Raw genomic sequence first — 13,274 nt, 5'->3', positions numbered from 1 at the left:
TGGCATGCGAACCGACTCTTCTCCGGGCATCGACCCCATCCCTTCCGCGAGCACCGTCTCCGCGAGGTTCGGGGCGCTGCCGGCGCGGGAGCACCTCCCTGCCGGCCGCGGCGATGTGCCGGTCCTGGACGTTGTCATCCCCGTCTACAACGAGGAGAAGGACCTCGGTGAGTGCGTGCGCAATCTGCACCACCACCTGGTCCGCACCTTCCCCTACCCCTTCCGCATCACCGTCGCGGACAACGCCTCCACCGACAGCACGCCGCAGGTGGCGCACGGCCTGACACAGGAATTCCGCGAGGTCCGGAACTTCCGGCTCGAACAGAAGGGCCGCGGGCGCGCCCTGCGGACCGTGTGGTCGGCATCGGACGCGCCGGTCCTCGCGTACATGGACGTGGATCTGTCCACCGACCTGAACGCGCTGCTCCCGCTGGTCGCGCCCCTCATCTCGGGGCACTCGGACCTGGCGATCGGCTCCCGGCTCGCGCGCAGCTCGCGCGTGGTGCGCGGCACCAAGCGGGAGTTCATCTCGCGCTCGTACAACCTCATCCTGCGCGGCTCCCTGCAGGCCCGCTTCTCCGACGCCCAGTGCGGGTTCAAGGCGATCCGGCGCGATGTCGCGCAGGTGCTGATGCCGCTGGTGGAGGACGCCGGCTGGTTCTTCGACACCGAGATGCTGGTGCTCGCCGAGCGGGCCGGGCTGCGGATCCACGAAGTGCCCGTCGACTGGGTCGACGACCCGAACTCGACCGTGCACATCGTCAAGACCGCGACCGACGACCTCAAGGGCGTCTGGCGCGTCGGCAAGGCACTCGCCACCGGCTCGCTCGCCCTCGACCGCCTCGCCCGCCCCTTCGGGGACGATCCGCGCGACCGTCAACTCACCGATGTACCCAAGGGACTTGCCCGCCAGCTGCTCGGCTTCTGCGTCGTCGGCGGGCTGTCGACGCTGCTGTACCTGTTGCTGTACTCCGGCTTCCGTACGTTCTCGGGGGCGCAGTTCGCCAACGCGCTCGCCCTGTTCGTCTCGGCGCTCGCCAACACGGCCGCCAACCGGCGCCTCACCTTCGGGGTGCGCGGCCGGGACAAGGCCGTACGCCACCAGGCCCAGGGCATCGTCGTCTTCGGCATCGGCTGGGCCCTGACCAGCGGCTCGCTCGCCGCCCTCAGCGCGGCCTCCGGCAACCCGGCGCACTCCACCGAGCTGATCGTGCTGATCGCGGCCAACCTCGCGGCGACGATCCTGCGCTTCCTGCTCTTCAGGGCGTGGGTGTTCAACGACCGCACCGACCAGGCCTCGTCGGCCCCGACGCCCGTGAAGAATCCGCAGGTTCCGCAGGCTCCGCAGGCCTGGGACGACGCGAACGTGCGGATGCACGCCGTCGGCGCGCATCACCACCACGACGACTCCGACTCCAGGATCCAGCGATGACCACAGACCTCCGAACGACCGACGACGTCGCCCAGGCGGCGCCCGCCGAGCCCCCGCCGCCAGGCACCGGGCACGGCCGCCCCAAGGCGAAGTTCCTGACGCGCGTGTGGCGCGGCCGCCCCGAGGACCCGCGCTGGGTGCGCCCGGCCTTCCTCGGCCTGCTCCTCGTCATCGCCGCCGCCTACCTCTGGAACCTCTCGGCCTCCGGCTACGCCAACTCCTTCTACTCGGCGGCCGCCCAGGCGGGCAGCGAGAGCTGGAAGGCGTTCTTCTTCGGCTCGTCCGACGCGGCGAACGCCATCACCGTCGACAAGCCGCCGGCCGCGCTGTGGCCGATGGGCCTGTCGGTCCGCGTGTTCGGCCTGAGCTCGTGGGCGATCCTCGTCCCCGAGGTGCTGATGGGCGTGGCCACGGCCGGCGTCCTGTACGCGGCGGTACGCCGCCGCTTCAGCGCCACCGCGGGCCTGATCACCATGGTGGTCTTCGCGACGACCCCGGTCGCCGCGCTGATGTTCCGCTTCAACAACCCGGACGCGATCCTCGCGCTCCTCATGACCGTCACGGTCTACTGCGTGCTGCGCGCCATGGAGAAGGGCCGCACCAAGTGGCTCGTCTGGGCGGGCGTCGCCGTCGGCCTCGCCTTCCTGGCCAAGACGTTGCAGGCGTTCCTGATCCTGCCGCCGCTGGCGGTTCTCTACGCGGTGTTCGCCCCGGTCCGGGTGCGCAAGCGGTTCGGTCAACTGGCCCTGTCCGCCGCCGCGATGATCGTGGCGGGCGGCTGGTGGGTGGCCCTCGTCGAGCTGTGGCCCGCGTCCTCGCGGCCCTACATCGGAGGCTCCCAGAACAACTCGTTCCTTGAACTGACCTTCGGCTACAACGGCCTCGGCCGCATCAGCGGCGACGAGACCGGCTCCGTCGGCGGCGGTGGCGGCGCGGGCGGCGGCACCGGGCAGTGGGGTGCGACCGGCCTCGACCGGATGTTCAACTCCGAGATCGGCAGCCAGATCTCCTGGCTGATCCCGGCCGCGCTGATCCTCTTCGTCGCGGGCGTGGTCCTGACGTGGAAGGCCAGGCGCACGGACACCGCGCGCGCCGCGTTCCTCGCGTGGGGCGGCTCGCTGCTGATGACCGGCCTGGTCTTCAGCTTCATGGCCGGCATCTTCCACCAGTACTACACGGTGGCGCTGGCCCCCTACATCGCGGCGCTGATCGGCATGGGCGCGACCGTGCTGTGGGAGGAGCGCTCGCGGATCACGGTGTCGGCGACGCTGGGCGTCTCGGTCGCGGCCACCGCCGTGTGGGGCTATGTGCTCCTCGGGCGGACCCCGGACTACCTGCCGTGGCTGCGGTGGGCGGTGCTCGTCGGCGGACTCGCGGCGGGCCTCGGCCTCGCCTTCGCCGGCCGTCTCAACCGTCAACTGGCGCTCGGCGTCGCCGGGTTGGGTTTGGTGGCGTCGCTGGCCGCACCGACCGCGTACACCATCAGCACGCTGAACACCGGGCACACCGGGTCGATCGTCACGGCGGGCCCCTCCGGGGCCAGCGCGATGGGCGGTGGGATGCCCGGCGGTGGCGGCAAGGGCTTCCCCGGCGGCGGCAAGCGCGGCGGAATGCCGGGCCAGCCCCCGACCGGCGGCAAGGCCAACACCAACGGCAACGCGCGCGGCGGCTTCCCCGGCGGCGGCATGCCTGGCCAGAACCAGGGCACCGGCAAGAACCAGAGCACCGGAAACAGCAAGAGCCCCGGCGCCAAGCAGAAGCAGGGCGGCATGCCCGGTGGTGGCGGAGGCGGCCGAGGCGGCGGCATGGGCGGCCTCCTCAACGGCGCCCAGGTCAGCAGCAAGGCCAAGAAGCTGCTCCAGAAGGACGCCGAGGACTACACCTGGGCCGCGGCCGCGATCGGCTCGCAGAACCAGGCGAGCTACCAACTGGCCACCGGGGACCCGGTGATGGCGGTCGGCGGCTTCAACGGCACGGACCCCTCCCCGACGCTCGCCCAGTTCAAGCAGTACGTCGAGGACGGCAAGATCCACTACTTCATCAGCAGCGGCTCCGGCGGCGGCATGGGCGGATCGAGCTCCGGCTCGTCCTCCAAGATCACGTCGTGGGTGAAGGCCAACTTCAAGAAGGTGACGGTCGGCAGTGCCACGTTCTACGACCTGACCCAGGCCAAGTAGAAAGCCGCTTGTACGGCGTACAACACACCCTCTACGGTGTACGGGAAGTACCAGTCCCGTACACCGTAGAGGAGTGTCCATGGCCCCCACGGCCGAACCGGCCACCCAGGCACCCCGGGCCGGCGCGGGTCACCCCCAGCGCTGGCTCATCCTCGGCGTCATCTGCCTCGCCCAGCTGACCGTGCTGCTCGACAACACCGTCCTGAACGTCGCGATCCCCTCCCTCACCAGGGAGCTGAAGGCCTCGACGTCCGACATCCAGTGGATGATCAGCGCGTACTCGCTCGTCCAGTCCGGGCTGCTGCTCACCGCCGGCAGCGCCTCCGATCGGTACGGCCGCAAGAAGATGCTCGCGGCGGGCCTCGCGATCTTCGGCATCGGCTCGTTGACCGCCGCGTTCGCGGGATCCACCGGGCAGCTGATCGCGGCCCGCGCCGGCATGGGGGTCGGCGGGGCGCTCATGATGACCTCGACGCTCGCGGTCGTCGTGCAGATCTTCAGCGAGGCCGAGCGCGTCAGGGCGATCGCCCTGTGGTCCACGGTCAGCACGCTCGGCTTCGCCGTCGGCCCCCTGGTCGGAGGGGTGCTGCTCGACCACTTCTGGTGGGGCTCGATCTTCCTCGTCAACATCCCCGTCGCGCTCATCGGCTTCGTCGCCGTGATCGCCCTGGTCCCCGAGTCGAAGAACGCGTTCGGCGACCGCCCCGACCTGCTCGGCGCGCTGCTCTCCACCGTCGGCATGACCGGCGTCGTCTACGCGATCATCTCGGGCCCCGACGACGGCTGGACGTCCGCGGCCACCCTCACCTCGGCCGCGATCGGCATCCTCGTGCTGGCCGCCTTCGTGGCCTGGGAGCTGCGGATCCCGTATCCGATGCTCGACATGCACTTCTTCCGCGACCGGAGGTTCACGGGCGCGGTGACCGGCGCGATCCTCGTCGCCTTCGGCATGGGCGGCTCGCTGTTCCTGCTCACCCAGCACCTCCAATTCCTGCTCGGATACGGCCCGTTGGAGGCGGGGCTGCGGACCGCGCCGATGGCGCTCACCGTCGTCGCGCTCAACCTCACCGGCGTCGGCGCCCGGCTGCTGCCCCGGATGGGCACACCGCTCACCATCGCGGCCGGCATGACATGCATGGCGGCGGGGCTCGCGGCCATCTCGCTGCTCGGCGGGGACGGATACGGCGGCATGCTGCTCGGCCTGATCGTCATGGGCGCGGGCATGGCGCTCGCGATGCCCGCCATGGCCAACGCCATCATGAGCGCGATCCCGCCGGAGAAGGCGGGCGTGGGCGCCGGGGTCAACGGCACGCTCGCGGAGTTCGGCAACGGTCTGGGCGTCGCCGTCCTCGGCGCGGTCCTGAACGCCCGTTTCGCGGCGCTCGTATCGGTCTCCGCGACCTCGTTCCCGGCGGCGCTGGCGGCGGCGGACTCGGCCGGGGAGAAGTCTCGTATCAGCGAAGCGTTCTCCTCCGGTCTCGAGACCAGCCAACTGGTGGGCGCGGTCGCCGTGCTCGCGGGCGGCCTGCTCGCGGCGGTGTTGCTGCGCAGGGCCGAACGGGCCGGACCGGCGGCGGCGACTTCCGCTTAGCATCGGTGCGGGCGGGGAGCGGTTCTGTGCGCAGGCCCGCCCCGCCCGCGTACGAGGAACCCCTGGGAAGGAACGCCATGGCGAAGGCAGCGCGGATGAGCGTCTGGCTCGAGGACACGGATGGCGCCGCGGAGCCCAGGATCAGAGCGTCGCGCGGCCGGCGGTCCGAGCAGCCCAGCGGTCTCGACCGGGAGCGGATCACCCGGGCGACGGTGCGGCTCCTGGACGAGGAGGGGCTCGCCAAGTTCTCGATGCGGCGCCTCGCGGGCGAGCTGGGCGTCACCGCGATGTCCGTGTACTGGTACGTCGACACCAAGGACGACCTCCTCGAACTCGCCCTCGACGAGGCCTTCGGCGAGCTGGAGATCCCGGACACGGACGCGGAGCGCCTCCCGGACTGGCAGACCCAGCTGCGCGAACTGGCCGCCACCTACCGGACGTTGCTCGTGCGCCACCCGTGGATCTCGCCGCTCGTCGGCAACTTCCTGAACGTCGGCCCGAAGTCGCTGCTGTTCTCGCGGGCGGTGCAGCGGGTCATCGCCCGCACCGGGCTCACGCTCGCCCAGCAGCGCGGCGCCGTCTCCTCCGTCTTCCAGTTCGTCTACGGCTACGGCACCATCGAGGGCCACTTCCGCCAGCGCTGCGCCGAGGTGGGCCTCACGCAGGACGAGTACTTCCACAAGGCGATGGCCGCGTTCTCCGTACCGGAGGAGATGGCGGACGACTTCTCGCACGCCGAGCGGATGATGGAGGCGGTGGAGGAGGGCGGCGACGTGAACGCGATGCGCGACGCGGATTTCCGGGTGGCGCTGGACCTCCAGGTGGCCGGCATCGAGGCGCTGGTGGCCCACCGCGCTTGACGCCACGGGGCTCCGCCCCGGACCCTGCGCCTCAATCGCCGGCGGGGCTTGATTTTTCAAGCCCGTCCGGCGATTGAGGACCGGGGTCCGGGGCAGAGCCCCGAGACCGTAACGCCGGTGCCGCCTAAGCCAACCTCGCCGGGAAGCCCCCGGTGGCAACCGGCCCCCACTTCTCCGGAGTGACCCGGATGATCGACTTCCCCTGCTTGACCATCGCCTCGCGATACTCGTCCCAGTCCGGGTGCTCCCCCGAGATGCACCGGAAGTACTCGACGAGCGCCTCGACGGAGTCCGGCGAGTCGATGACCTCCGCCGACCCGTCGATCTGCACCCACGGTCCGTTCCACTCGTCGCTGAGCACGACGAGGCTGACGCGCGGATCCCGCTTCGCGTTGCGCGTCTTGGCCCGCTCCGGGTATGTGGAAACAACAATCCGCCCGTCGCCGTCGACCCCGCAGGTCAGAGGTGAGGCCTGCGGGGTCCCGTCGGCGCGGGCGGTGATGAGGAGGGCGCGGTGCCGGGGGCGGACGAAGTCGAGCAACTCGTCCAGTGACACACGGGTGTTGGTCGCGATGTTCGGAGCCATGCTTCGCAGCCTAACCCCGGCCACCGACACCCGCAGGCGTCACATCTGCGGCAGCGCGTCGCCCTGTACGGCCTGGATGTCGAGCTCGACCTTCAGCGTCGCGCCGATCGCGGCGATGCCGGCCTGCACGACCTGGTTGTAGTTCATCGCGAAGTCCTCGCGCTTCAGCTCGGCCGTCGCCTTGAACGCGGCGCGCGTGCCGCCCCACGGGTCGGCGCCCGTGCCCAGGTAGCTCAGGTCGAGGTCGACCTCGCGCGCCACGCCGTGCAGGCTCAGCTGGCCGTGCACGGTCCAGCGGTCGGTGCCCGCGGGGTCGATGCCGGTCGACCGGTAGGTGATCTCCGGGTACGTCTCGACGTCCAGGAAGTCCGCGGACTTCAGGTGGCCGTCCCGCATGCCGTTGCCGGTGTCGATGGACGCCGACTTGATGACGGCCTCGACCCGCGACTTCTCCACGTCCTGCGCTATGTCGATGCGCGCCGTGAAGTCGGTGAACCGTCCGTGCACGGACGTGATCCCGAGGTGCTGCGCCGTCGCGGCGACCGACGAATGCGCCGGGTCGACCATCCAGGGCCCGGGCGGCGGCAGCTCGGCCCCGCCCTGTCGGTGCAGCACGATGCTGCCCACGTCGGCCCGTCCGCTCGCCGTCACCATCGCGGTGGAGGCGGCGGGGGCGTAGCCGACAGCGGTCACGATCACCGTGTAGGGACCGGGCGCGAGCGCGGCCGGGTCGTGCACGGCGCCCTCGTCATCGGCCTCGGCCCGCAGCACCTGCGATCCGGTCATGTCGGTCACCGTGACGACGGCGTGCGGCAGGGCCCACCCGTCCCGCGTGCGGATCCGCGCGCTCAGTCCCATGCTTTTGCTCTCCTAGCTCAAGTTCTCAGTCACGTACGGAATCCGGAGTGCTCCGGAAGGTCGTCCGTACGTGGACGGGCCCCGGTCGACGTGCGTCTCGGCCGTCCCCTGCCGATGGCGACGCCGCCGGTCCCGGGGCCCATTCTCACAACCGGGCCTGTGCGATTCACGTCCGCTCAAAGCGCGAACCGCTCATTCAGGTGGCCCGGGGCTCAATTACTCGCCGGGGTGCGCGAGTTCGATGTCGTGGCCGTCGACGCCGCTGCCGTTCACGCTGAGGCCGGTGGCCACCGGCGGGTAGCCGGTCGCGATCACGGTGTACTCGCCGCCGTCCAGGTCGGTGAAGGCGTACGCGCCGTCGTCGCCGGTGGTGGCGGTGGCGACCACGTTGCCCGCGGCGTCCACCAGCGTGACACGCGCGTCGTTCAGCGCGCGGCCCGCGGCCCGGATGGTGCCCTGGACCTGGGAGCCGGAGTGCAGGTCGATCTCGATGCGGGTGACACCGGAGCCGGTGACCTCGACCGGGAGCGCGGTCGGGCGGTGACCCGGCGCGTTCACGGCCACGGTGACCGGGCCAGGGACCAGCTCGGCGAAGGTGAACTCGCCGCCCGGCCCTGACTGACCGGTGGCGAGCACATCGCCGCGGACGTCGGTGACGATGACCATCGCCCCGGCGACCGGCGCCTTGGTCTCGCTGGCCCGCACCACACCGGTGAGGCCGCTGGTCCCGCTGAGCAGGATGTCGTACGTGACCGACTCCTCGCCCACCAGGACGGTGGAGGCCTGCGGCTGGTAGCCGTCGGCCGAGGCGATCAGGACGTAAGAGCCGGCACCGGGGGCGTCGACGCTGTACGAGCCGTCGCCCTGGGCCACGGCACGGCCCAGCTGACGGCCGCCGAGGGAGATCAGGGTGACCGCGGCGCGCGGCACCGGGGCGGACTCGGCGCCGCGGACGAAGCCGCGGACCGGGGTGCCGCCGACGGCCCCGTCACCGGCGGTGGCGGCGACGGCCGCGAGCCGCTGGGTCTGGGTGTCGGCCGCGGGCCGACCCGCACCGACGAGGCTCGGCACCTGCTCCGGCGCGGGCGCGGGGGCAGCGGCCTGGGCAGGCGCGGCGGCGGGCGTCGAATCGCCCTGCGCGGCCTGTTCGAGGGCTCCGGTGGTACGCAGGGGAACCTCCTTGATGAAGATCGTGAAGATGAATGCCAGGAACGCGACCGGCGCGGCGTACAGGAAGATGTCGGCGATGCCGCTCCCGTACGCGGCCTCCAGCCACTCGCGGATCGGACCGGGCAGCACGGACATGTCCGGCAGCGAACCGCCGCCCATGGCCTTGCCGGCCGCCTGCCGCGCCTCCGGGCTGAGGGAGCCGATGGTGTCGGTGGCGTGGGTGCTGATGCGGCTGGTCATCACGGAGCCGAGCGCCGAGACGCCGATCGTGCCGCCGAGGGACCGGAAGAAGGTCACCATCGAGGACGCGGAACCGAGGTCTTGGGGGGCGACCTGGTTCTGCGTGCTCAGCACGAGGTTCTGCATCATCATGCCGACGCCGAGACCGAGCAGCGCCATCCAGATCGCGACGCGCCAGTACGGGGTGTCGTACTCGATGGTGCCGAGCAGCCCCAGACCCGCGGTCAGGAACAGACCGCCGGCGACGAGCCAGGCCTTCCACTTGCCGGTCCGGGTGATGATCTGGCCGGAGACGGTGGAGGAGACGAACAGGCCACCGATCATCGGGATCGTCATGACACCCGACATCGTGGGCGTCTTGCCGCGCGCCAGCTGGAAGTACTGCGAGAAGTAGACGGTGCCCGCGAACATCGCGACACCGACGAACAGCGAGGCGAGCGACGCCAGGGTGATCGTGCGGTTCTTGAAGAGCCGCAGCGGGATGATCGGCTCGCTGGCCTTGGTCTCCACGAGCGTGAAGATCAGCGCCAGCACGATCGCGCCGCCGACCATCGTGTACGTCTGCCACGACAGCCAGTCGTACTTGTCGTCGGCGAAGGTCACCCAGAGGAGCAGCAGGCAGACCGCGGCGGTGATGAAGAAGGCGCCGGCCCAGTCGACCTTCACCTTCCGCTTGATCACCGGCAGGTGCAGCGTCTTCTGGAGCACGATCAGGGCGATCAGTGCGAAGGGCACACCGACGAAGAGGCAGTAGCGCCAGCCGAGCCAGTCGGTGTCGGTGATGACACCGCCGAGCAGCGGACCGCCGACGGTGGCGACGGCGAACGTGGCGCCGAGGTAGCCGGAGTAACGACCGCGCTCACGCGGGGCGATCATGGCGGCCATGATGATCTGCGCCAGGGCGGACAGACCGCCGGCGCCCATGCCCTGGATGGCACGGGCGGTGATCAGCATGCCCGGGTTCTGCGAGAGGCCGGCGACGACCGAACCCACCACGTAGACGACCAGGGCTATCTGGACCAGGGCCTTCTTGCTGAACAGGTCCGCCATCTTGCCCCAGAGGGGCGTGGTGGCGGTCATGGCGAGCAGGGAAGCCGTGACGACCCAGGTGTAAGCGGACTGGCCACCGCCCAGATCGCCGATGATCTTCGGCAGGGCGTTGGTGACGATCGTCGACGAGACGATGGCGGCGAACATGCCGAGCAGCAGCCCGGACAGCGCCTCCATGACCTGCCGGTGTGACATCGGGGCACCCGCTTCGGGGGCGGCCCCTGAATGCTTGGGATGGCTGCCCCGCACACCGGATGGTGTGGTTGTTGCCATGGGATTCCTTTTCTTACGTCTTACGCGGGTGTACGGGTGGTGGTCCGAGCCGTCGACTGGGCGATCGGCTCGGTGGCGGCCTGCGGAACCGTCGCTCGGGACCCCGTGGTACGGCAGTCGCCGAAGCTGTCGCGCAGTCGCGTCATGAGGGCGATCAACTGATCGACCTCGTCGTCGGACCAGTCGCTCAGCCGGTCGGCGAGCAGTTGGATGCTCAGTTCGTTGAGCACCTCCAGCTGCTTCGAGCCTTTGTCGGTGAGGCTGAGGATGCGCGAACGTTTGTCAGCGGGGTCGGGATGGCGCTCGATCCAGCCGCGGTTGGCGACGTGTGCCACGTGCCGGCTGGCCACGGAGACGTCCACGGCGAGCAGCTCGGCCATGCGGCTCATCCGCATGTCGCCGTAGTGCTTGAGCAGCGCCAGGACCGCGGCCGAACTCGGTTGGCAGTCGTGCGGAAGAATCCGCGCCATGTCCCTCTTGACGGATCCGAAGGCGCCCATCTGTCGCGCCAGCTCGTCGTAGTGACGTTGTGTGGCCACGGCACCTCCTGACCAAAAGATCTTTATTTGTTGCTTAGGGCAACCATAGAAGCAGTTGGTTGCCACAGGCAAACGAAACCGGGTGATCGAGAATAAAATCGCGGCAAAGATCGAGTGCAAATCAGTAAAGTCGCAGCTCAGGCGGCGTACATGCGGACTGTGGCGTACGTCGCTGCAATTCGCTAGGGTCCTGGCCCATGGCTAACAACCCCCAAGGCCCCGGCCCCCAGGGCACCAACGACCCCGCGGGCAACACCCAGATGTTCCGCGCCTTCGTCGACGAACAGCCTCCCGCGCGTCAGCAGGCGGCCGCCGCGAAGTCCGGTCCAAGCGTCGGCCTGATCATCGGCATCGTGCTCGCGATCATCGTGGTGGCGGGCGTGGCCTGGCTGGCGCTCAAGTAGACGGTTCCTGGAGGCAGTTCACTTCCAGTCGACGTCGACGTCCTTGGTCTCGAGCCGCATCCCGAGCGGCACCCGCCACTCGTCGACGCACACGGTCCACGTCTTCCGCTTCTTCTCCCCGGCCCCGATGGGGACGGGAGCTTCTTTTTGACGTCGATGGTCGACCAGTCGATGCCGAGGGCGCCGATCACGTGCGTCTCGAAGGTCACGGTGCCCGAACGCACCGGGCTGCCACCGGAGTTGTGCAGGGTCAGCGTCACGTCCTGACACCAGCGCTTGTCGGCGTCCTTGAGCACGGGGTCGCCGACCGTCTTGAGCGCGGCGGGGCCCGCGGGGGCCGAGGGCGACGACGAGGGGGTGTCGCCACGGTCGGCGGCGGCGCTCCCGGAACCCGCGGCGCTTCCTGAGTCACTGGAGCCGCCGGAGGGGTTGTCGGTGGCGGACGGTGTGCCGTCGGAGCCGGCGCCGGGGGATTCGCCGGGGACGTCGGCGGCCGGAGGGGCGCCGCCCGCGTCCGCACCGCTCTCCGTGCCCTTGTCCCCGCCGGCCTTGCCCGTCGCGCCCTTCCCGGAGGAGTCCGAGCCGCCAGGGGCGTCCGCCGCCGGAGAGTCCAGCGGTACGAGCTCCACCTTGCCGGTGGGCGCGACCCGGTCGCCCGGTGTGGTGGGCGCCGCTCCCGCCGCGCCCACGGCCACGTACGCGTCGCGCCCGCCGCCACCGTCGAGGGCGACGACGGCGCCCGCGCTCACGCACACCGCGGCGACCGAAGCGGCCCCGACGGCGACCTTCCTGTGACCGATCAACCAAGTCCGCAGCATCGCGCCAGTGTGTCTGACGCACCGTCAAATCGGAACCCCGCAGACCGGGCCGCGCGGATCGGCCGGCGGGATCGCTCTGCGGGGTCGGTCTGCGGGTCGGTCGGCCGTGTCAGTCGGCGATGAGGCCTTCCCGCAGCTGTGACAGCGTCCGCGTGAGCAGCCGGGACACGTGCATCTGCGAGATGCCGACCTCCTCGCCGATCTGCGACTGCGTCATGTTCGCGAAGAACCGGAGCATGATGATCTGGCGCTCGCGCGGCGGCAGCTTGGCGAGCAGGGGCTTGAGCGACTCGCGGTACTCGACGCCCTCGAGCGCCGTGTCCTCGTACCCGAGCCGGTCCGCGAGGGAGCCCTCGCCGCCGTCGTCCTCGGGTGCGGGCGAGTCGAGGGAGGACGCGGTGTACGCGTTGCCCACCGCGAGGCCGTCGACGACGTCCTCCTCGGAGACGCCGAGCACCACGGCGAGCTCCGGGACGGTCGGCGAGCGGTCCAGCTTCTGCGCGAGCTCGTCGCTGGCCTTGGTCAGGGCGAGCCGCAGCTCCTGGAGGCGGCGCGGCACGCGCACCGACCACGAGGTGTCCCGGAAGAACCGCTTGATCTCACCGACGACCGTCGGCATCGCGAACGTCGGGAACTCCACGCCCCGTTCGCAGTCGAAACGGTCGATCGCCTTGATCAGACCGATCGTGCCGACCTGGACGATGTCCTCCATCGGCTCGTTGCGACTGCGGAAGCGGGCCGCCGCGTAGCGCACCAGCGGCAGGTTCAGCTCGATCAGGGTGTCGCGGACGTACGCCCGCTCCGGGCTGTTCTCGTCGAGCGTGGCAAGGCGCAGGAACAGGGAACGGGACAGCGTGCGGGTGTCGATGGACCCGCTCGTCGGAGGTGTCACGGACACCTCGGGGCTCTCGGCGGCCTGGGCCGGAACCGAAGCGGGAACAGGAGCGTCGATCAGCGCGGCAGGCGTCTGCTCGCTCAGGTCATCGGTCGCGGCGGGCGCGCCGGGCGTGAGCGTGAGCACCTTCGAGCTGCCCTGGTCTGCGGACATGCCACCCCCTTGAGGTCGCGGACGGTCGCGGCGGACGCTCCCGTCAGGTAAGAGCGCAGCCTCCACCTGAATACCGGACGCGGGGCTGCGCCAAACGCCGTTCCAGCAGAATGTCACATGTCGGCAACACGCTGTAGTGACATGTCGACATGTATGGGATGGATCGGTGCAGGAAGCAGGGGGTGTGGCGGGAGATGGCGCCGATTCCCGCGGGAAATGCCCCGCGGG

At 70.4% G+C, this 13,274-nt stretch carries 10 protein-coding genes; 4 read left to right on the top strand and 6 right to left on the bottom strand.

What is annotated here, in order from left to right; genetic code table 11:
* The first annotated feature begins 4 nt into the window (after positions 1-4).
* The 4 genes from ACP4E5_RS22740 to ACP4E5_RS22725 all read left to right on the top strand — a co-directional run bounded on the left by ACP4E5_RS22740 (position 5) and on the right by ACP4E5_RS22725 (position 6,060).
* Positions 5-1,432 carry a bifunctional glycosyltransferase family 2/GtrA family protein gene (locus ACP4E5_RS22740; RefSeq protein WP_425831492.1) on the top strand — a complete coding sequence of 476 codons (1,428 nt, stop codon included), beginning with the start codon at positions 5-7 and terminating at the stop codon, positions 1,430-1,432.
* Positions 1,429-3,609 carry an ArnT family glycosyltransferase gene (locus ACP4E5_RS22735; protein ID WP_425831490.1) on the top strand — a complete coding sequence of 727 codons (2,181 nt, stop codon included), beginning with the start codon at positions 1,429-1,431 and terminating at the stop codon, positions 3,607-3,609. Before ACP4E5_RS22740 ends, ACP4E5_RS22735 begins: the two co-directional genes overlap by 4 nt.
* Before the next feature lie 79 nt (positions 3,610-3,688).
* Positions 3,689-5,200, top strand: coding sequence for an MFS transporter (locus tag ACP4E5_RS22730; RefSeq protein ID WP_425831488.1), 1,512 nt, complete (start codon positions 3,689-3,691; stop codon positions 5,198-5,200).
* Positions 5,201-5,277: 77 nt separating this feature from the next.
* The gene (locus ACP4E5_RS22725; protein WP_425831486.1) at positions 5,278-6,060 is read left to right on the top strand and encodes a TetR/AcrR family transcriptional regulator; all 783 of its coding nucleotides are present in this window, start codon (positions 5,278-5,280) and stop codon (positions 6,058-6,060) included.
* Positions 6,061-6,184: 124 nt separating this feature from the next.
* Here the strand turns inward: ACP4E5_RS22725 and ACP4E5_RS22720 are convergent, their stop codons facing one another.
* From ACP4E5_RS22720 to ACP4E5_RS22695, 6 genes are all read right to left on the bottom strand, one after another.
* Positions 6,185-6,646: a PPOX class F420-dependent oxidoreductase gene (locus ACP4E5_RS22720; RefSeq protein WP_267069817.1), complete on the bottom strand. Its 462-nt coding sequence runs from the start codon at positions 6,644-6,646 to the stop codon at positions 6,185-6,187.
* A 39-nt stretch (positions 6,647-6,685) separates the two neighbouring features.
* Positions 6,686-7,504, bottom strand: coding sequence for a YceI family protein (locus ACP4E5_RS22715; protein ID WP_425831484.1), 819 nt, complete (start codon positions 7,502-7,504; stop codon positions 6,686-6,688).
* Positions 7,505-7,720: 216 nt separating this feature from the next.
* Positions 7,721-10,159, bottom strand: a complete 2,439-nt coding sequence (locus ACP4E5_RS22710) for an MFS transporter (RefSeq protein WP_483030246.1) — start codon at positions 10,157-10,159, stop codon at positions 7,721-7,723.
* A gap of 98 nt (positions 10,160-10,257) precedes the next feature.
* Positions 10,258-10,776 carry a MarR family winged helix-turn-helix transcriptional regulator gene (locus ACP4E5_RS22705; RefSeq protein WP_425831480.1) on the bottom strand — a complete coding sequence of 173 codons (519 nt, stop codon included), beginning with the start codon at positions 10,774-10,776 and terminating at the stop codon, positions 10,258-10,260.
* Between the two features lie 298 nt (positions 10,777-11,074).
* Positions 11,075-11,998 carry a hypothetical protein gene (locus ACP4E5_RS22700; protein ID WP_425831478.1) on the bottom strand — a complete coding sequence of 308 codons (924 nt, stop codon included), beginning with the start codon at positions 11,996-11,998 and terminating at the stop codon, positions 11,075-11,077.
* 109 nt (positions 11,999-12,107) lie between these two features.
* The gene (locus tag ACP4E5_RS22695; RefSeq protein WP_425831476.1) at positions 12,108-13,046 is read right to left on the bottom strand and encodes an RNA polymerase sigma factor SigF; all 939 of its coding nucleotides are present in this window, start codon (positions 13,044-13,046) and stop codon (positions 12,108-12,110) included.
* Between the last annotated feature and the right edge of the window lie 228 nt (positions 13,047-13,274).

The organism is Streptomyces fractus, from assembly GCF_049844455.1.
GTDB lineage: Bacteria > Actinomycetota > Actinomycetes > Streptomycetales > Streptomycetaceae > Streptomyces > Streptomyces fractus.
Note: the sequence above shows the minus strand (reverse complement) of the source record. Positions and strands in the feature narration are given on the sequence as shown.